The following is a 19,294-nucleotide window of genomic DNA, read 5'->3' as shown; positions in this document are numbered from 1 at the left end:
AAAATACTATTTAAAAGGGGAAAAGTTATGAATAAACAAGGACCAATTGTTAATGGAGAATGGGCAGATCCTTTTATATTGAAGGATGGAGATGATTATTATCTGTATCCTACAAAGGATAGTGACGGGTGGCTTTATGAAAAATTTCATGTATTTCATAGCAAAGACCTCATCAATTGGGATGGTCCTTACTTGGCACTTGATTTAAATGATGTAGAGTGGGCAAAAACAAGGGCATGGGCTCCAGGGATAAATAAATACAATGGAAAATATTATATGTATTTTTCAGCAGAGGCGCAGATCGGGGTAGCTATTTCGGATTCTTCAATGGGACCGTTTAAGGATATTTTAGGTAGACCGTTAATTTCTAAGAACGAATTTGGGTGCCAGAGTATTGATGCTGATTTGTTCATTGATGATGACAATCAGCCTTACCTATTGTGGGGACAAGGGAAGTGTTGGATTGTTCCTTTGGAGGAGGACATGGTTACTTTCAAAGCTGAACCTGTTCAATTGTCTACCCAATTTTATAATATTCGTGGTAAAGATCCAAATGTGTTTGATATTGGTGTTTATAATGAAGGACCTCATATGCAAAAAATTGATGGAAAGTATCTTCTTACCTGGAGCAATTATGATACACGTGATCCTAGGTATCAAATATGTTTTGCCAATAGCAGCCATATATACGGACCATACGAAATGCCAGAGGATAATAGAGTGACACAACCATCAGAACAATCCTTTGGGACTGGGCATGCTTCCATGACTGAATACAAGGGAAAGTGGTTCTTAGTTTACCACCGCCTAATTGACCCTGAAAAGTCATTGCTTCGTGAAACCTGTATAAGTGAAATTAAATTTATCGATGGTAAGCCAGTCGTGAATGTTGACCAACAAATTGTTGGGAAGGTAAGGTCAGAGCTGTGACCAATAAAAATACTTTAAGGGTCTTCACAAAAGAAAAGCGTGAGGAATTGGGAGATTTGTTTGGTATTTTTTTCGAAGACTTAAATCATGCAGCTGATGGTGGACTTTATGCTGAATTAATCCAAAACCGTTCGTTTGAATTTAATCCGATAGATAACAAGGATTATCATGCGTTAACAGCATGGGAAAAGGTAGAACGCACCCAGGCAAAAGTAGAGGTCACTGTTGAAGATTCTTATCCTATTAATGAAAAAAACACTAATTATCTTCACCTTGCAATTATTGAACCTGGAGAAGGTGCAGGTGTCATGAATCTAGGATTCAATACTGGTATCCCTGTGAAGCAGAGCGAAAACTATCTATTTTCATTTTATGCTAGATGTGAAACTGATTCTCCTAAACAGGTTACTGTTACATTAGAAGGTAAAGAAGGTAGAAGCTATGCAAAAAGTGAACTATCTATTACTTCGCGAGATTGGCAAAAATACGAAGCTAAGTTAACAGCAACTGAGACAGATTTTAGTAGTCGCCTTGTTTTGACATCTAAAGACAAGGGGAATTTATATTTTGATATGATATCCCTTTTTCCTGAGAAGACTTTTAAAAACCGTCCAAATGGAATGCGCGAGGATATAGCGCAGATGCTTGCTGATTTGAAGCCGAAATTTATGCGATTCCCTGGTGGTTGCTTAGTGCATGATGGCAGTATTAATGCAGATGATAGGGACTCGATGTATCGCTGGAAGAATACAATTGGAAATGTGGAACAGCGTCCTGCACGAAGAAGTAATTGGAATTACAATCAGACATTAGGGCTAGGCTACTATGAGTATTTTCAATTTTGTGAGGATATTGGAGCAAAACCGATTCCAGTATTGCCGGCAGGTTATGACCCACATCATCAACGTATTGTACCAATTGAAGAATTACAACCGTGGATTGACGATGCACTTGATTTAATAGAATTTGCTAATGGGGATACAACTACTTCATGGGGTGCAAAGCGTGCAGAACTAGGGCACCCGGAACCCTTTCATATGGAATATTTAGGCATAGGAAATGAAGAGGTGGGAGAACCATTTTTCGAGCGCTATGAATATTTTCATAAGGCCATTAAGGACAAGTATCCAGAAATAAAGTTAATTAATTCAAGCGGTCCCTTCGCAGCAGGTAGTGAATATGACAGAGGTTGGAAGTCTGCAAAAGAAAACAAATCAGATTTGGTAGATGAGCATTATTATCAGTCTCCAGAGTGGTTTCTAGCAAATTATCATCGTTATGATGAATTTAGAAAAAATGATCCCAAGGTTTTTTTAGGAGAATATGCTTCTTGGGGAAATACTTACTATAATGCACTTGTGGAAGCTGCCTTTATGACGGGGCTTGAAAAAAATGCACATGCAGTCGGGCTGGCTTGTTACGCACCAATGCTATGTAATGTTGATTATGTTAACTGGAAACCTGATCTAATTTGGTTCAATAACCATGATGTATATGGAACCGCAAATTACTTTGTCCAGCAGCTATTTATGCATCATCAAGGGGATTACACTTTGAAGGTTGAAGCAAATGACCTACAAAATACTAATCATTCTTTTTACCAGCCTATAGTCGGTACGGTCAATTTAGGAGATGGTATAACACCAGCACACTATTATGATATAAAAATAAAAAACAAAGACACAGGTGAAGAAAAATGTTATTCAAATTGCATGGTTGAAAACGATGTTGTTGAACTCGACCATATAGAATGGGAAAATTATCAACTCTCTCTAAAAGCTAAGAAAATAGGAGGCAACAGGGGGTTTAAGATCTATTTTGGTAGTTTAAATAATAAAAACCGTTTATTTTGGGAGATAGGCGGCTGGCAGAATCAAGATTCTATCCTTTGCTCGGTTGTAAATGGAAGAAATTCATGTCTTACTCAAAGCTTATTTACAGTTGAAATAAATAAGGAATATATTCTCGAATTAGACGTTACAGGAAGACAGATTCGTACGTTTATTGACGGATCATTGATAAATGAGACGGAAGATAAGCTGCCGGTTATAGAGCCACTTTACTATTCTGCCAGTGTAGAATCCTCAACAGGGGATATTATTATTAAAGTGGTAAATGTACAAAATACACCTTTAACAGCACAAGTAGTATTAGAAGGATTCAATAAGGATACGATTAAAGGAAGTATTTTTGAAATGTCAGGTTACGAATTAGACGATGAAAATAGTTTTGAAACACCTGGAAAAATAGTGCCAAATCAAAAAGACATTACCCTCTCAGACAATATTCTGGATTATCAATTTCCAAAGCAATCAATAACTGTATTTCGATTTAAATAATATAAAATGGAGATAACATTAAATGATTTTAAAGGGTAGTGATTACTTTGTGTTTAGTTTTGTTTGCATATAATGTACATTCGAAATATAAGTTAGTGGTTGCTGCGAATCGGGATGAGTTTTATCAGAGACCTACAGCTCCTGCTCATTTTTGGGAAGACGCTCCTGACATCCTCGCAGGACGAGATTTAGAAAAAATGGGTACGTGGATGGGTGTTACGAAAAGTGGGCAATTTGCTGCTTTAACAAATTATCGGGATCCCAATGAAGTGACAGAGGGAAAACGTTCACGTGGAGAACTTGTATTAGAAGCCTTAAAGTACAATGGAGATGTTTTAGAGTATATGAAGGGTCTGGCGAGAAATAATGAGGTATATCCTGGATACAATTTGTTGGCAGGAGATGGAGATAATCTATACTATTATTCGAATGTAGGACAGGAGATAAAGAAGTTAACGCCGGGGATTTATGGTGTCAGCAATCATTTATTAAATACTGAATGGCCAAAAGTGCAAATGGGTAAAGTTGGGTTAACAGAGATCGTAAACAATAAACAGTCTGATTTTGTAGAAAAACTTTTAACTCTACTTCAAAAAGCAGACCAAGCTCCGGATGAAAACCTTCCTAGTACTGGCGTCTCATTAGAATTGGAGAGAATGCTTTCACCAATGTTTATCAAGAGTGAAAATTATGGAACAAGAAGTTCCACTGTTTTATTAATGTCTGATAAAGAAATACATTATGTGGAACGTGTTTTTTCCAATAATGAAATAAAGGACCAGCAGTATACAATTAAACGGTGATAAAAAACTAATCAAACGTTTGATTAGATTGGTTGGTAAACTAATTAAACGTTTGATTAAGTGTTTGAATGAAATCATTCGGATTTATCGGGGGCTGTATCGGACTCCGCTCTTTTAGTTCCTTTGCTGACATAGGGCTTAGCATTTTTTGCTTTTTTAGCACCAGCCTGCCAACGATTCCAGCCTTTCTTACCTGTTCCTCTGCCTACTCCACTTTTCGCCTTTGCTTTGGGCATATAACCACTCCATCATAATTGAAGACAGGATCCTTTTGAAAAAGGTTATTGAGTCTTGTTCTCAAAAAAACCTAATGCATATTTAATACCTTCTTCAATTTCGTTTGTATCATAACCTTGTAAATCCTCATGAGTAATTTCCAGGGTTGTTCTTGATAATGAATAGCCGCTGTCTAAATTAATATCCAGCAGGACAAGAAACCCATTTGCCGTGTTCTTAATATTAATAATATCATAATCAAGTATAGGTGCTCCCGTTTGGTACTCTAAAGGTTCTAACTCTGACATTACCATACCTCCATCTTTACTTCTAGTCCATATTCGAACATAGGTTATACAAAAAGGGGTAAATATAAACATTTTTTTGCAGGAAATTCCTTCGCGATAGCTACAAAACCAAGAAGTGGAATAAATTGATATTTTATTTAATGAAAGAACAACTTTAGTAGTTATAATTAATATTAACGGAATATTTACATAATTATATACAAGACTCCCTGACTACAATACCACCTTTAAAAAGGAGAGATGTGCATGCAGCGGCAAAAGCTTTTAATTAATGGGGAAAGATTAAAGAATGAGCTTGAACGGTTTGCAGGCTTTGGCAGGACTGAGAATAATGGGGTAACCCGGCTGGCATTATCAGAGGAGGATCGTTTAGCGAGAAACTTCTTCCAAACATGCTGTGAAGAGTTAGGCTTAACTGTTAAGGTTGATGATATGGGCTGTATGTATGCAACATTAGAGGGCGCGGAGAATAAGCCTCCAATCCTGATTGGGTCACATTTGGATTCCGTAAAAAAAGGTGGCAGATTTGACGGTGTGTTAGGGGTTTTGGCGGGTTTGGAAGTAGTCCGAACACTTGTAGAAAATAATATTAAGCCACGCGTTCCGATCACTCTTGTTAATTTTACGAATGAAGAGGGAGCGAGATTTGAGCCTTCGATGATGGCATCAGGGGTGCTTTCAGGTAAATTTGATAAGAATGTAATGTTGAAAAAGATAGATTCCGCGGGGATCACGTTTGAGGAAGCACTTAAATCGATTGGCTACGTAGGTGAGGTAGAAAATCGTCTAAAAGAGGGTACAGCATTCTTAGAATTGCATATTGAACAAGGTCCGATTCTAGAAAAAGAAGCTTTGGCAATTGGCGTGGTCGAATGTGTGGTCGGCATGGCCTGCTATGATATTGAAATCACAGGTGAATCCGATCACGCTGGAACCACACCAATGAGTATGAGAAAAGATGCTCTTTTTGCCGCTAATAACTTTATTAATGAGATCCGCAGGGTATTAGGTTCGTTAGATGAAGAATTGGTATTTACAATCGGCAGGGTAAACGTGTACCCGAGTATTCATACCGTGATTCCGAATAAGGTAGTATTTTCCTTAGAGGCTAGACATAAAAATCCTGAGATTGTAAGGACTTTTAAAGAATTTGTAGAAGAGCTTCCAAATCGCGGCATAAATGAAGGCTGTGATGTAAAAACAACGAAATTATGGGAGAGGGATACGGTTTGGTTTGATACTGAAATCGTTAACCAATTAGAAAAATCATCACAGTCGCTGGGCTTTAGTAATAAAAGAATGGTCAGCGGTGCAGGACACGACGCGCAATTTATTGCCAGCCTTGTACCGTCTGCAATGCTTTTTGTTCCGAGTTTTAACGGGAAAAGCCATTGTGAAGAAGAACTGACCTCATGGGGAGAGTGTGAAAAGGGCGTAAACGTACTATTGGATACCGTTTTAGCGCTATTATCGAAATAACAGCAGACACCTGGTGAATGACCAGGTGTCTGTTCTTATTTATTTGTTCGATTCTTTAATAATCTCAGCGTAAAATTTAATTGCCTGTATAAAGTTATCCTTACTAATATGTTCGTTTGTACCATGCATTCTATTTAAGTCCAGAGAGGTGATTTGCACGGGCAAAAAACGATAGGTGTTATTCGAGATACTGTCATAGTGCTTGGCGTCAGAACCAGCAAACATTAAATAAGGAGCAATAATGGCGTCTTTATAGACATTTCTTGCTGCCTGTTGAATCGATTTAAATTCCCACCCGTCAGTCGAAGAAACCTTAGAAGCTTCACTTCCTGTAACAGTGACATTAATGGCTTCATCCTCGATGGTATCTTCGATGAAGGTTTTGACATCACCTAAAGAATCCCCAGGCATTAGACGGTGATTGATAATCGCAGTTGCTTTCTCAGGCAAAGCATTATATTGTTCTCCCGCCTGAAAAATGGTTGGGGCAATAGTGGTCCTAATTAGAGCGGCAGTCGCAGGCTGCTGCAATAGTATTTGTTCAATAATAGGCTCAAAGATAACTTTATTGGCAAAAACATATCTCATCGGAAAGCTCATTTCTGGTGCCACGTATTCAAAGAGGTCCTCACCGGGACCTTTAAGGTCGCCTTTAAACTGTGCATCTTCAAGCTTTGCTATTGCGCTCGCAATTCTGCCGATGTTGGTGTGGTCTTTCGGCTGAGAGGAGTGACCGCCGCTTCCTTCAATAGACAATTCCGCAGTAGCAGAGCCTTTTTCAGAAATTCCGACCACTCCTACTGGCTGGTCGACACCGGGAACCATGTTCTCGACAATCGCTCCACCTTCATCTAGTACGAAGTCAAAGGTAATTCCTCTGTCTTTGAGGGTATTAACAATCTGTAAGGCACCTTCATCTCCGCCAATTTCTTCATCAAAACCAAACATTAGATAAACATCTCTGGCTGGTCTGAAACCATCATTAATTAAAAATTCTACCGCTTCTAAAATTCCAATTATTCCTACTTTGTCATCCAATGTACCGCGGCCCCATATTTTTTCGTTTTCAACAGCGCCGCTAAAAGGAGGCTGTTCCCAATTTTCTTCAGTACCCTCTAACACAGGAACAACATCATAATGACTTGTTAAGCCAATGGGGTTTTTACCAGACTCTGCCCCTTTCCATTTATAAATAAGAGCATACTTATTTATTTTTTCTAATTCGAGTTGATCATGTACTGATGGATAACTCTCTTCTAAGAAGGAGATAAACTTATCAAATTCAGTAAAGTCAAACTTACTTCGCTCCTGATAGGATATTGTTTTATACGTAATGGCTGTTGAAAGGTGCTCGACAGCTTTAGCCTCATTAATCACAACTTCTGTTGGCTGGGGAGAAGGTTGCTTTGATTTAACCATCAATAAATTGAAAGTGGTTACAAAAATAAAAATTAAAAACAGTCCACCGATAATACCAAAGATCAGTTTTCGTTTTTTCATGATAGGATCCCTCCATTCTAATTTCTATATTTCAATACTATGAAGAGAAATCCCTTTATTTGTTATAGTAGATTTTTTATGAAGTAATTTCTATTGAGAATTGAACTACTATTTTAAAAATTCTTTGCAGTTTATCATGATATTTTGTATATTAATATAGTTATATTACTGAGTATTACTTAATTATCTCTTTATTTTTTTGAAATAAGGATTTGGAAAATATTATTTTATAGATTGGAGCACCACATGGAAAGAAAATTACCATTAAGAGAAATTATAGCCTTAGGCTTTTTTATGTTTGCCTTATTTTTAGGTGCTGGGAATATTATTTTCCCGCCATTACTTGGTCAGCAGTCTGGTGAATCCCTTTTGTCAGCTATTATTGGTTTTTTAGTCACGGGTGTTGGTCTGCCTCTTTTGGCTGTCTTCACCATCGCACGATCAGGCGGGGATTTAAATGACTTATCAAATAGGGTACATCCCACATTTGCAAAGGTCTTTCCGGTTATTATTTATTTAGCGATTGGACCATTGTTCGGATTGCCTCGTACGGGAACGGTAACGTATGAGATTGGAGTTGCACCATTCCTTCCAAACGAAAGCAGCATGGGGTTATTTATTTCAACATTCGTATTTTTCCTTATCACGTATTGGCTTGCACTTAATCCAGCAAAGCTAGTGGATCGTGTAGGAAAAGTTCTTACTCCGGTACTTTTACTATTAATCGTAGTAATTTCAATCAGAGGATTTGCGTCTCCGATTGGTTCCATTGGTGAGGCAGTAGGAAAATATAGAGACGGAGCGTTTTTTGGCGGTTTTGTCGAAGGGTATTTAACGATGGACGCGATCGCTGCTCTTGTTTTTGGGGTTGTTGTGATTAATCGTGTGCAGGAAATGGGAATAAAAACAGCGGCGGTTATTCGTTCTTATACGATTAAGGCTGGGATCATTGCAGGGATTGGGTTATCGTTTGTTTATATATCATTATCATTTATTGGTGCCACATCTGTAGATGTTGTTGGAATGCAGGAAAATGGCGGGGATATCCTTTCTTCTGTCACATCACTTTTATTCGGACCTTTTGGGTCCATCATTCTTGCATTAGTTATCACCGGCGCCTGTTTAACCACTTCTGTAGGTTTGGCTGCTGCATGTGGTGAGTATCTAAGTCAACGATTTACTAGACTTTCCTATCCTGTTGTCGTGACCATTCTTTGTTTATTTAGTTTTACAATGGCGAATCTAGGTTTAAGTCAATTAATTTCTGTATCTATACCACTGTTAATCAGTATTTATCCGATTGCGATTGTCCTGATTTTATTATCTCTATTGCACTCCTATATACCGGTGTCGAGGGCTGTTTATATAGGTGCAATCATTGGTGCGGGAATAATTAGTATATATGATGGCTTATCAATTGCTGGTTTTGAAATAGCATCCATTTCCACAGCATTTACTTTCATACCGCTTTATACAAATGGATTAGGATGGCTGGTCCCGAGTATTGTGGGCGGTCTGCTTGGGCTGCTTTTTCAATATGCAAAGCTTTTAAATTTGGCAACATCATCAAAATAAGAGACTAGGGCAGGTTCCCTAGTCTTTTTCATATTACCTGAATGACCTGTCAGCTGGAGAAGAAAATTACTGAAATGTAAAATAACGAAAAATCGTGAAATGATAAGAAAACTGGGTATGTTACACGTTTACATTGAGTTTGTTATCGTTTTTATGGCAGATGTTTCCGTTTTCCAGAGCTTTGTAAAAAGTGACACCTATGTACGATAATAAAGGTATAAATCATACAAAGGTGGTAATAAAATGAAAAAGGCAATTGAAAACTTTATGGATACTTACGGAAAATACATCGTTGCATCAACATTTGCTCAAAAACAATGGACTAAAAATGAATTAGAATATGTAGTAAGCTTGTTTAGAGACGATTCTCAAAGATAATGTTGAGATTCGTTTTTTTATTTGGTTGTAGTTTATCAGAACCTGTAAGGCTACTCTTTTTTTATTAACGCTACGCGATATGGAAGATTCCTTCTTTTACAGCCGGGTCATTTTCCATCAGTTCTCTTGCTTCTTCCTCAGAGTCAACTTCGAGAATAACAATCCCCATCCCAGATGGATCCATATTCAATGTCCTTCCAGCTAAGATAAGCTTTCCTTCCTGCACAACCCCCCTATTGTAATGCTTTGCTAATATGGTAATGTTCTTTATGTATACCTTGAAAATTTTATTTATGATAGAGGCCAATTCGAAAAAATGAATTGGCCACTTTTTTTAGGATTTCCACATTCGGACAGGCAATGACAAAAACAAGCGAGCCCAGTCCGAATCATCCGTCCGTTGAGGCAATCATAACAATACCAAAATACCATTTAACGGAAGTGTTGTAAAAAAATATAAAAAGGTGTAAAATTACACTAAAAGAAGAATATAAAAAGTTTTTAGGAGTGGTATTTATGGGGGGAAATAAGCTTCCAATATTTTTGTATTTTGGTGTAGTTCCACTTGTTATTTCATTCATCACACTGTTTATTACAACAAACAATTTTTTGATTAATATTATTCTGCCGCTTATTATTGGCGGGTGCATTGCAGGTGGGATTGCAAGTCGAACACTGCTCAATCCAGATGGTCATAGCCGACTCAGTTTTATTTTCCTTCTTCCGATTGTTTACACTGCGGTATTTTGGGCAATTTTTATGCTGATTAGCGGCGGGTTTCTCGGGGCAGATTCATGGTTATTTTATGGTATTTTACATATAGCTATGGCACCAATCTTTTTTATAACGATGTTAATGGGCGAAGGAAGATTGTTTCTTTGGGCGCCATTAGCATATGAACTAGCATTTGTGTTTACTATTTTCGTATCACTCCTCATAAAAAAGGTCCGTCCTGCTATTAACAAAAAGCAAGTAGTGACACTGTTGGCAGTATTCATCCTGGCAATGGGGACGGGGGCCGCAATTCAGTGGCAGCGAAGTAAGACGGTCCTGCCATCCTATGGCTTTGAGTATGGCGGCGGCTACTCATCTACGGACTTAATGCCTTATGATGTTACAAATCCAGCTAATATCTTACCTAAATTAGAAGCTTCTCCTACTTTTACAATAAAGAATTCTAGTGAAATGCCTAGATTAGACGGTGCAGAAGCAGCATACCCAGTCTATTCCGCTTTTGCTAACACAGTCTATGAAAACATCAGTAAAGTCGATAACGTAATGGAAATCGTCAGCTTCACAAATACAATTTACGCCTATGAACGGCTCTTGTCAGGTGAAGTGGACATATACTTTGGTGCAGAACCCTCGAAAGAGCAGCAGGAAATGGCAAAAAGGCGGGGGAAGGAACTGGTCATGACGCCCATTGGCAAGGAGGCGTTTGTCTTTTTTGTTAATCCGGATAATAAAATAAATAGTTTGGACGTCTCCGAGATTCAGAGTATTTATTCTGGGAAAATAAAGAATTGGTCCGAGCTTGGTGGACAGAATGAAAGAATAATAGCCTTTCAACGTCCGAAAAATTCCGGCAGCCAAACGCTGCTGGAAAAGATTATGGGTGACACACCGATTATTGAGCCTTTGAAGGAAGATGTTCCAGAAGGGATGGGCGGAATTATCGAACAAGTTGCGGATTATCGGAATTACGACAATTCAATCGGATTCTCGTTTCGCTTTTTTGCAACGGGAATGAGAGGAAATCCTGTTATTAAACTTCTTGCTATCAATGGAATCGAACCATCTCCTGAAAATATCGCTAGTGGTAAATATCCTTTTACTGCTAACCTTTATGCGATATCCTTAAAGAATAACACCAAGCCTGCCATTGAACCATTTTTGGAGTGGATGAAGGGACCTCAGGGTCAAGAAATTATCGAAAAAATAGGTTATATTAAAAATTGAGCTCGAATCGTATTATTCGCGTGAAAATACCATCCAGAATATAAAATTCATTGAGGCATGTCACAGGAACTATGATTAAATTAGTATAGTAGAAAAGCAACATGCTCCCTAAGATAAATCAGGGGATGTGCTGCTTTTTTCTTATTGCTAGTATTAATTACCAACACAAACATAGTGTTTTACCACTTTAGTTAGAAATAGTATTATAGAGAGAGGCTGAATTTTCTGAGATATCAGTGAAAGGGGAAGCATGTCAACAAAATTAGTAATTAAATATTTCAATAGAATTTCCGAATTGTTTAGAATGGGACATTTCTAACACTCGAACTTGCATAAACATACTATAACAAGAAGTAATTTGGAGGGGTTCGTGATGAAGGACTTCACAGTTGAATATTTCACCATGACGGAACAAGATGCAATTGAATATGCAAAAGCAATTAAACTTTTTCCAGAAGAAGCAGAATTGACTTGTAAAGAAATTGGTGATGGTAACCTAAACTATGTTTTTAAAATAGTAGATGTAAAAAACAATCAGTCAATCATTATTAAACAAGCGGGACCGGTGGCGCGAATCTCTGATGAGTTTAAACTTTCACCAGATCGGAATCGGATTGAAAGTGAAATTCTAGGACTCCAATACAAACTGGCACCCGGTTTTGTACCAGAAGTATACAACTATGATCCGATTATGAACTGCACGGTAATGGACGATTTATCCGATCATGAGATTATGAGAACAGCATTAATAAAACATAAAAAATTCTCACTTTTCGCGGACCATATTTCTACTTTTCTAGTGAATACCTTATTGTTAACATCTGACGTCGTAGTGGAACATAAGGAAAAGAAGGAACTTGTTAAGCAATTCATTAACCCAGAGCTTTGTGAAATATCTGAAGATCTGGTTTATACAGAACCATTTTATGATTGCCCTCGTAATGAAGTGTTTGAGGGGTCAAAGGAATTTGTAAAAGAGAACATTTGGAATGATAAAAAATTAGTACTTGAAAGTGCAAAGTTAAAATTTGAGTTTATGACAAATGCTCAGTCGTTGCTGCATGGGGATCTTCATACTGGCTCTATTTTTATAAAAGAAGATTCTACCAAGGTAATAGATCCTGAATTCGCTTTTTATGGACCAGCTGGTTATGATATTGGAAATGTGATTGCCAATCTCATTTTTGCCTATGCAAACGGCAAGTTTACTATCGAAAATGAAGAAACACAAGATGACTATTTAAATTACCTTGTAACCACTATTAAAGACGTTGTAAACTTATTTACTGATAAATTCAACAAAGCTTGGGATGAGAAAGCGACAGAACGTGTGGCAAGCTATGAAGGATTTAAGGAATATTACTTAGATACTATTTTAAGAGATACTGCAGCTGTGGCAGGACTTGAGCTTTTGCGAAGAATCATTGGGCTGGCGAAGGTGAAGGATTTAACTACCATTGAGGACCGTGAAGCAAGAATCCGTGCCGAAAAAATTTGTTTAACCGCTGGAAAAACATTTATATTAAACCGTGATTCCATTAAAACTGGAGCAGATTTTATCAATGTGATTCAATCTGCTGAACTTACATCTGTGAAAGGGGCATAAGCAACGTGCAAAACCCAGTTACTGTCATACAATCCGTAAGACTAGATGATGAGAATGATACATTAGTATTATTAGATCAAACCGTTTTACCAAACGAAACGAATTTCCTAGAATTAAAGGAAATGGAAGATATATGGGACGCTATTTATCAATTAAAGGTCCGCGGAGCACCCGCTATCGGGATTGCTGCTGCATATGGAGCCTATTTAGGAACAAAGAAATCGACTGCGGAAACATATGAGGCTCTTTTTGCAGATTTTAAGAAGGCGAAGGATTACTTGGCTACTTCGCGACCAACGGCTGTTAACCTGTTCTGGGCATTAAATCGGATGGAAGATCGTTTTAAGCAGGAAGCAGGGAAAAGTGTTGCTGAAGTGAAGGCAGCACTGAAAGAGGAATCTGAAAATATTCGTGCAGAGGATGAAAAAATCTGCGAAGCAATTGGAGAGAATGCATTGTCCTTGCTTGAGCCAGGCTGGGGATTACTCACCCATTGTAATGCTGGGACCATCGCAACGGCCAAATACGGCACGGCATTAGCCCCGATTTATTTAGGTCAGGAAAAAGGCTATAACTTCAAAGTCTATGCAGATGAAACAAGACCATTACTCCAGGGTGCCCGCTTAACAGCTTGGGAGCTGCAGCAGGCTGGAGTAGATGTCACATTAATTTGTGATAATATGGCTTCTATCGTTATGAAGGAAGGCAAAATTCAGGCTGTTCTTGTTGGCTGTGACCGTGTAGCTGTAAATGGTGATGCGGCAAATAAAATTGGAACATCTGGTGTGGCGATACTTGCAAAACACTACAATATTCCTTTCTATGTTTGTGCACCGCTATCTACAATTGATTTAGAATGCAAAACAGGGGATGACATTCATATCGAATTGCGTCCTGCTGAGGAAATTACAAGTAAATGGTATGAGAAACCGATGGCACCGGAGGGGGTTCAAACCTATAATCCGGCTTTTGATGTAACGGATCATTCATTAATTACTGGTATTGTTACGGAAAATGGTATTGCATACGCACCATATACCGAAAGCCTTCCGAACATGTTTAAAAAATAATACATTAAAGCTGAGTCTACATAGGCTCAGCTTTTCTTTTTTAGAACAAATTGACTTACTCCCCATAAAATAAGAATATTGATGTAGCAGGCTAATAATAAAGGAGCTCTATCATATGAAGGATAAGCAAACATACTATTCCGATAATGAAGCTAAGGAAATGATCTGTGAAATCGGAAGAAGGGTATACAACCGAAATTATGTAGCGGCGAATGATGGAAATATCTCAGTGAAAGTCGATCCTAACGAAATTTGGACAACACCCACTGGAGTAAGTAAAGGTTATATGACACCTGATATGATGGTAAAAATCGACCTTTCTGGTAAGGTCCTTTCCGGGAATTTGAAGCCTTCATCTGAGGTGAAAATGCACCTTAGGGTTTACAATGAAAACCCAGAAGTCAATGCTGTCGTTCATGCCCATCCGCCAGTTGCAACATCATTTGCAATAGCGGGGGTCCCGCTTGATAAACCAGTTTTACCAGAAGCCATTGTTCTTTTAGGGACGGTTCCGGTGGCACCTTATGCGCTGCCGGGAACACAAGAAGTGCCGGAGTCCATTGCTCCATATTGTAAAACACATAATGCGGTACTATTGGCTAATCATGGAGCATTGACATGGGGAAGAGATCTGATGGAGGCTTATTTTCGAATGGAATCCCTTGAACATTATGCGACAATCCTTATGTACTCCAACAATATTTTGAAAAAAGCGAATGAGTTAAATGGTTCACAAATTGCTGACCTGATAAAAATTCGAGAATCCATGGGGATAAAAGCAGGCGGCGTACCGATAAGTGAAGGGGATAGGAAAGAAAACAGAGAATAGCTAAATTACAAGAATCGCAAATTAGGAAAAGAAAAGGAGTACCCTCTTGCTTTATGATTTAGGTGAGGGGGAAAGAAGATGAGTTTATTAAAGAAAAAAGATCCGTATCAGGTTTATATTTACACCTGTTTCTTTTCGCAATTGTTTTTTACGTTTGTATTTACCGTCAACTTGTTATATCAAGTAGAAACTGTTCAACTTAGCCCATTGCAGTTGGTTTTAGTGGGGACTGTTTTGGAGGCGACTGTATTTCTTTTTGAAATTCCTACTGGAATTCTTTCCGATTTAAAAAGCAGAAAGCTATCTGTCATTATTGGCTTTTTCTTAATTGGGAGCGGGTTTATGATTGAGGGATTGTTTCCGGTTTTTACGGCAGTGATTCTATCTCAAATTATCTGGGGGATTGGCTATACCTTTACAAGTGGTTCTCATCAAGCTTGGATTGCCGATGAGATTGGGGAAGAACGTGCTTCATCAGCATTTGTTAAAGGGGCCAAGACAGGTAATCTTGGAAAAGTCCTTGCCATTCCATTAAGTATGCTGGCAGGTTATTATTTCCTTAATCTGCCGATCGTTTTAGGCGGTATTGGACTGGTTGTGCTATCCATCCTGTTAGTTTTCTTTATGAAAGAAGAGAATTTTAAACCAGCTGAAAAGGTGGAGAGAGTATCGGTTTGGAAGAACATTAAGTAAAATATGAGCCAAATTCTTTATTATTCTAGAGTGAATTATTTGATGAGAATCCTATTTTTGATTGCGTTATTTTTTGGTTTATACAGTGAGGGTTTTGACCGCTTGTGGATTCCACACTTAATTGAGCAATCAGGTCTATCAAATTTATCGGAGAGTCAGTTAGTTTTGTTAATGGGTGGGGTTCAATTCATTGTTGTTCTTTTTACACTTGCTGCCCTCCATTTAATTGATAATAGTTCCATCCACCAGCAGCTTAAGCATATATATGTGGCCCTTTTTATAGGGAGCATTCTAATTATTGGTGCATTAATTGGTTTTGCTTTTACCACCGCCGCTGTTGGTTTGTTGATTTTCTATATCATCATCCAAATTTCAAGAAGCTTTATGTATCCGTTAGAGAGTGTCTGGTTGAATAAAATCATCCCGGATTCTTCTACACGTGCGACCTTTTTTTCAGTCAAAGGCCAGGTAGATGCAATAGGACAAATCGGCGGTGGTCCTGTGATTGGCGTGGTCGCTTCAAACTTTACCATCAAAATTGCTGTAATGGTTAGTGCGATTATTTTAATGCCTGTCTTATTTTTATATAGAAATATTATGAAAAAAACTAGTATGAGAGGGTGAGACTTCACCCACAGGCTGTCGGGGAAATTCCCGACAGCCATTATTTTTTATAACCTTGACAATGCATAGCGTTTCTAATATGAGTGGCGCTTAAGGCGTTCGGATTGAGGACAAATCCTTGTGGGTAGGAAGTAAGATTAGTCCACAAGCCCCCGGATTGAGGACAAATCCTTGTGGGTAGGAAGTAAGATTAGTCCACAAGAGCCCGGATTGAGGACTAATCCTTGTGGATAGGAAGCAAGATTAGTCCACAATCCCCCGGATTGAGGACTATCCCTGTGGATAGAAAGTAAGATTAGTCCACAAGAGCCCAGATTGAGGACAATCCTTGTGGATAGACGGTAAGATTAGTCCCCAATCCTCTTGATTGAGGACAAATCCCTGTGGATAGGAAGTAGGATTAGTCCACAAGAGCCCAGATTGAGGACAAATCCTTGTGGATAGGAAGTAAGATTAGTCCACAAGAGCCCAGATTGAGGACAAATCCCTGTGGATAGAAAGTAAGATTAGTCCTCAAAAGACCTGAGTGAGGACAATCCTTGTGGATAGAAGGTAAGATTAGTCCCCAATCCCCTTGATTGAGGACAAATCCCTGTGGATAGGAAGTAAGATTAGTCCACAAGAGCCCCAGCTTAAGGACAAATACTGCAGTCAGGAGCATCAAATATCTTGTCAAATATTTTTCTGAAAAATAGATAGGTCAGACTCAGAGAAAATAAAAAAATACAGAGAAAAATGCCCTTTCCCGACAATCTAAAGGTGATGAGCTAACCTCTTTCTTTTATAGGAATATGAATCTCCATATAAATTTTTTCGTAATCCCAATGATGGCAATGTTCATCATAGTATTCAAAGTCATATGCCTCTTCGTCCACTTCATAAGATGATTGTGGGAACCAGTCCTCCAGTATATATTTCCATGTTCCTTTGATCGCTGAAGCAAACTTCTCAACTGCAACCAACGGAGTTCTAAATACAGCATAAGTAGCTGTTGGTATTTTTAATGGTGTCAGCTCATGAGAAAGCGAAGTATCATCGTCTAACTCTACAGCAAACAAATAGATAAACTTATCTTCTGCTGAGGAAGGGCTTAAATTTATACAGTACTCCCCATGCTTTTTGGGAGCAAGCGATTGATAAAGGAATCTTTCAATGGATCCGTCTGCCAGCCCTTCTTGATCCCAAATAGCCGGTGCATCTCTTGTATAAGATACATTTCCCATATTAATCTCGAATGTTTTACCTGCAACAGTGAAGGACTCCCGCTTTACAATCATTGGCTGCATCACCATCCCGCCTGTGTTCTTTTGATGAATAGAAATTAAATCTAATTTTTGCGGCAGTGATTTAGGGCAATGAATCTTATATAAACTGGGAGGACTGCCAAAGCATTTTTTAAAAGCTTTTGTAAAACCGGCATGGGTTTCAAATCCGTAATCCATCGCAATTTCAATAACTTTTTTTCCATTGACTAGTTCGTGTAATGCATACTGGAGTCTCCTTTTTACGACATAGTCCATTAAGGTATAACCTGTGTGCTTTTGAAAAACCCGATAAAAATGGTAAGGGGAATATCCTGCCATAGTCGCTAAGTTCTCTGGAACAAATTCGTCCTTAATATGTTCTTCAATATAATCGATTACTTGTTGCAGTAATAGTAACTGTTGGATAGCTATCACCTCAGATCTACTAAGCTTTTTTGATAACTGCATCGAAATTTAATGTGTTGAAATTCTCCGGGTTCTACTTCATTATAAGGATAGAGACATTTGTATAAGTATATTTTTTATGAAGGAAGTAGATTATGACGGAAGAAAATATAACCCGAATTGATTTGGATGGCAAAGAAATTATTTTAATTGGTACCGCTCATGTTTCGAAACAAAGTGTAGAGCAGGTGAAAGAGGTTATTGACCGAGAACGTCCAGATTCTGTTTGCATCGAATTGGATGACCAACGCTACAAGTCGATTATGGAAGGAAGCAAATGGAGAGAAATGGATATCTTTAAGGTTATCAAAGAAAAGAAGGCGACACTTCTTTTAATGAATCTTGCCATTTCTTCGTTTCAAAACAGATTAGCTAAGCAATTTGACACAAAGCCTGGACAGGAAATGATTCAAGGGATTGAATCAGCAAAGGAAATAGGAGCTGAGCTCGTATTAGCCGACCGTAATATCCAAATTACTTTTTCGAGAATTTGGAGCAATGTTAGCTTTTGGGGAAAAGGGCAGCTGCTAACTTCTATTTTCTACAGTATTTTCAATAAAGAGTCTATTTCAGAAGAAGAACTTGAAAAAATGAAAACGCAGGATACATTGAATGCCTCTCTTGCTGAAATTTCGGAAGCATTTCCCAGGTTAAAGAAGCCTTTAATTGATGAACGAGATCAATACTTGGCTCAAAAAATTAAGGAGGCACCTGGTAAGAAGGTGGTAGCTGTTTTAGGAGCTGCACACGTTCCAGGAATTACGAAAGAAATTCATAATGACCAGGACTTGCAAGCTTTAACAAAAATAAAACCAAAATCTAAAACACCGCAAATTATCGGCTGGGCCATCCCAGTGCTCATTGTTGCTCTTATTGCGTTTACCTTTTTTCTTAATCCAGCGGCTGGTATGGACCAAGCGATTAGCTGGATACTTTGGACCGGAATCACAGCTGCGGTTGGTGCTGCTGCAGCCTTGGCGCACCCACTGGCGATTTTGTCTGCCTTTATTGCCGCACCAATCACCACCTTACATCCATTACTTGCGGCAGGCTGGGTGTCTGGGATTGTACAAGCTTATATCAAACGACCGAGTGTCGCAGACTTTGAAACCTTATCAGAAGACGTTTTCTCCATTAAAGGCTTTTGGCGTAATAAATTTACGAGGGTCCTATTAGTCATCATTCTTACCAACATTGGAGGTTCGTTTGGAACCTTAATTGGGGGAGCAGACGTAATACGTACGTTCCTTAATAATTTGTAAAAGTGTTAAATGTC

18 protein-coding genes are annotated in these 19,294 nt (G+C 38.4%); 13 read left to right on the top strand and 5 right to left on the bottom strand.

The annotated features are described in order from the left end of the window. Window positions 1–27 precede the first annotated feature (27 nt). Genes ABC255_RS27240 through ABC255_RS27230 form a run of 3 tightly spaced genes read left to right on the top strand, consistent with a single transcriptional unit; the run spans window position 28 to window position 4,072 of the window. Complete coding sequence (locus tag ABC255_RS27240; protein WP_412998240.1) at window positions 28–930, top strand: family 43 glycosylhydrolase; 903 nt, start codon at window positions 28–30, stop codon at window positions 928–930. Next, window positions 927–3,269 carry an alpha-L-arabinofuranosidase C-terminal domain-containing protein gene (locus ABC255_RS27235; RefSeq protein WP_412998239.1) on the top strand — a complete coding sequence of 781 codons (2,343 nt, stop codon included), beginning with the start codon at window positions 927–929 and terminating at the stop codon, window positions 3,267–3,269. Before ABC255_RS27240 ends, ABC255_RS27235 begins: the two co-directional genes overlap by 4 nt. 59 nt (window positions 3,270–3,328) lie before the next feature. Next, window positions 3,329–4,072, top strand: a complete 744-nt coding sequence (locus ABC255_RS27230) for an NRDE family protein (RefSeq protein ID WP_412998238.1) — start codon at window positions 3,329–3,331, stop codon at window positions 4,070–4,072. 74 nt (window positions 4,073–4,146) lie between these two features. Here the strand turns inward: ABC255_RS27230 and ABC255_RS27225 are convergent, their stop codons facing one another. Together ABC255_RS27225 and ABC255_RS27220 are read right to left on the bottom strand one after the other, a co-directional pair. Continuing rightward, window positions 4,147–4,308: a DUF3934 domain-containing protein gene (locus ABC255_RS27225; protein ID WP_412998237.1), complete on the bottom strand. Its 162-nt coding sequence runs from the start codon at window positions 4,306–4,308 to the stop codon at window positions 4,147–4,149. 45 nt (window positions 4,309–4,353) lie between these two features. Continuing rightward, the gene (locus ABC255_RS27220) at window positions 4,354–4,596 is read right to left on the bottom strand and encodes a hypothetical protein (RefSeq protein WP_412998236.1); all 243 of its coding nucleotides are present in this window, start codon (window positions 4,594–4,596) and stop codon (window positions 4,354–4,356) included. Between the two features lie 246 nt (window positions 4,597–4,842). Between ABC255_RS27220 and ABC255_RS27215 the strand changes: the two genes are divergently transcribed. Next, window positions 4,843–6,075 carry a Zn-dependent hydrolase gene (locus tag ABC255_RS27215; RefSeq protein WP_412998235.1) on the top strand — a complete coding sequence of 411 codons (1,233 nt, stop codon included), beginning with the start codon at window positions 4,843–4,845 and terminating at the stop codon, window positions 6,073–6,075. Between the two features lie 39 nt (window positions 6,076–6,114). Here the strand turns inward: ABC255_RS27215 and ABC255_RS27210 are convergent, their stop codons facing one another. Continuing rightward, complete coding sequence (locus ABC255_RS27210) at window positions 6,115–7,575, bottom strand: M20 family peptidase (protein WP_412998234.1); 1,461 nt, start codon at window positions 7,573–7,575, stop codon at window positions 6,115–6,117. Window positions 7,576–7,821: 246 nt separating this feature from the next. On the opposite strand from ABC255_RS27210, the gene brnQ reads away from it, so the two are divergent. Continuing rightward, entirely contained in the window at window positions 7,822–9,150 is a 1,329-nt protein-coding gene (gene brnQ / locus ABC255_RS27205; RefSeq protein ID WP_412998233.1) for a branched-chain amino acid transport system II carrier protein, read from the top strand. 243 nt (window positions 9,151–9,393) lie between these two features. Next, window positions 9,394–9,528 (top strand): hypothetical protein, encoded by a 135-nt coding sequence (locus ABC255_RS27200; protein WP_307305598.1) that lies wholly within the window; start codon window positions 9,394–9,396, stop codon window positions 9,526–9,528. A gap of 70 nt (window positions 9,529–9,598) precedes the next feature. Here the strand turns inward: ABC255_RS27200 and ABC255_RS27195 are convergent, their stop codons facing one another. Further along, window positions 9,599–9,835 carry a YciI family protein gene (locus ABC255_RS27195; protein WP_412998232.1) on the bottom strand — a complete coding sequence of 79 codons (237 nt, stop codon included), beginning with the start codon at window positions 9,833–9,835 and terminating at the stop codon, window positions 9,599–9,601. A gap of 209 nt (window positions 9,836–10,044) precedes the next feature. On the opposite strand from ABC255_RS27195, the gene ABC255_RS27190 reads away from it, so the two are divergent. From ABC255_RS27190 to ABC255_RS27165, 6 genes are all read left to right on the top strand, one after another. Then, complete coding sequence (locus ABC255_RS27190) at window positions 10,045–11,487, top strand: PstS family phosphate ABC transporter substrate-binding protein (protein ID WP_412998231.1); 1,443 nt, start codon at window positions 10,045–10,047, stop codon at window positions 11,485–11,487. 373 nt (window positions 11,488–11,860) lie between these two features. Beyond that, window positions 11,861–13,093 (top strand): S-methyl-5-thioribose kinase, encoded by a 1,233-nt coding sequence (mtnK, locus tag ABC255_RS27185; RefSeq protein ID WP_412998230.1) that lies wholly within the window; start codon window positions 11,861–11,863, stop codon window positions 13,091–13,093. A 5-nt stretch (window positions 13,094–13,098) separates the two neighbouring features. After that, window positions 13,099–14,163: an S-methyl-5-thioribose-1-phosphate isomerase gene (gene mtnA, locus ABC255_RS27180; RefSeq protein ID WP_412998229.1), complete on the top strand. Its 1,065-nt coding sequence runs from the start codon at window positions 13,099–13,101 to the stop codon at window positions 14,161–14,163. A gap of 115 nt (window positions 14,164–14,278) precedes the next feature. Next, window positions 14,279–14,992 (top strand): class II aldolase/adducin family protein, encoded by a 714-nt coding sequence (locus ABC255_RS27175; protein WP_412998228.1) that lies wholly within the window; start codon window positions 14,279–14,281, stop codon window positions 14,990–14,992. A 78-nt stretch (window positions 14,993–15,070) separates the two neighbouring features. After that, entirely contained in the window at window positions 15,071–15,685 is a 615-nt protein-coding gene (locus tag ABC255_RS27170; protein ID WP_412998227.1) for an MFS transporter, read from the top strand. 3 nt (window positions 15,686–15,688) lie between these two features. Then, entirely contained in the window at window positions 15,689–16,309 is a 621-nt protein-coding gene (locus ABC255_RS27165; protein ID WP_412998226.1) for an MFS transporter, read from the top strand. A gap of 767 nt (window positions 16,310–17,076) precedes the next feature. On the opposite strand, the gene ABC255_RS27160 is transcribed toward ABC255_RS27165, so the two are convergent. Further along, complete coding sequence (locus tag ABC255_RS27160; RefSeq protein WP_412998225.1) at window positions 17,077–18,021, bottom strand: AraC family transcriptional regulator; 945 nt, start codon at window positions 18,019–18,021, stop codon at window positions 17,077–17,079. A 92-nt stretch (window positions 18,022–18,113) separates the two neighbouring features. Between ABC255_RS27160 and ABC255_RS27155 the strand changes: the two genes are divergently transcribed. Continuing rightward, entirely contained in the window at window positions 18,114–19,280 is a 1,167-nt protein-coding gene (locus ABC255_RS27155) for a TraB/GumN family protein (protein ID WP_412998224.1), read from the top strand. Window positions 19,281–19,294 lie beyond the last annotated feature (14 nt).

The sequence above is a fragment of the Neobacillus canaveralius genome, assembly GCF_047237705.1.
Taxonomy (GTDB): domain Bacteria; phylum Bacillota; class Bacilli; order Bacillales; family Cytobacillaceae; genus Neobacillus; species Neobacillus niacini_K.
This window is presented reverse-complemented; position numbering and strand designations above follow the sequence as displayed.

What these genes read in the sequence shown, in the direction of transcription:
- ABC255_RS27240 (WP_412998240.1), top strand. Translation starts at nt 28, where the DNA reads ATGAATAAACAAGGACCAATTGTTAATGGAGAATGGGCAGATCCTTTT.
- ABC255_RS27225 (WP_412998237.1), bottom strand. Translation starts at nt 4,308, where the DNA reads ATGCCCAAAGCAAAGGCGAAAAGTGGAGTAGGCAGAGGAACAGGTAAG.
- ABC255_RS27220 (WP_412998236.1), bottom strand. Translation starts at nt 4,596, where the DNA reads ATGTCAGAGTTAGAACCTTTAGAGTACCAAACGGGAGCACCTATACTT.
- ABC255_RS27215 (WP_412998235.1), top strand. Translation starts at nt 4,843, where the DNA reads ATGCAGCGGCAAAAGCTTTTAATTAATGGGGAAAGATTAAAGAATGAG.
- ABC255_RS27210 (WP_412998234.1), bottom strand. Translation starts at nt 7,575, where the DNA reads ATGAAAAAACGAAAACTGATCTTTGGTATTATCGGTGGACTGTTTTTA.
- brnQ (WP_412998233.1), top strand. Translation starts at nt 7,822, where the DNA reads ATGGAAAGAAAATTACCATTAAGAGAAATTATAGCCTTAGGCTTTTTT.
- ABC255_RS27200 (WP_307305598.1), top strand. Translation starts at nt 9,394, where the DNA reads ATGAAAAAGGCAATTGAAAACTTTATGGATACTTACGGAAAATACATC.
- ABC255_RS27190 (WP_412998231.1), top strand. Translation starts at nt 10,045, where the DNA reads ATGGGGGGAAATAAGCTTCCAATATTTTTGTATTTTGGTGTAGTTCCA.
- mtnK (WP_412998230.1), top strand. Translation starts at nt 11,861, where the DNA reads ATGAAGGACTTCACAGTTGAATATTTCACCATGACGGAACAAGATGCA.
- ABC255_RS27175 (WP_412998228.1), top strand. Translation starts at nt 14,279, where the DNA reads ATGAAGGATAAGCAAACATACTATTCCGATAATGAAGCTAAGGAAATG.
- ABC255_RS27170 (WP_412998227.1), top strand. Translation starts at nt 15,071, where the DNA reads ATGAGTTTATTAAAGAAAAAAGATCCGTATCAGGTTTATATTTACACC.
- ABC255_RS27165 (WP_412998226.1), top strand. Translation starts at nt 15,689, where the DNA reads ATGAGCCAAATTCTTTATTATTCTAGAGTGAATTATTTGATGAGAATC.
- ABC255_RS27160 (WP_412998225.1), bottom strand. Translation starts at nt 18,021, where the DNA reads ATGCAGTTATCAAAAAAGCTTAGTAGATCTGAGGTGATAGCTATCCAA.
- ABC255_RS27155 (WP_412998224.1), top strand. Translation starts at nt 18,114, where the DNA reads ATGACGGAAGAAAATATAACCCGAATTGATTTGGATGGCAAAGAAATT.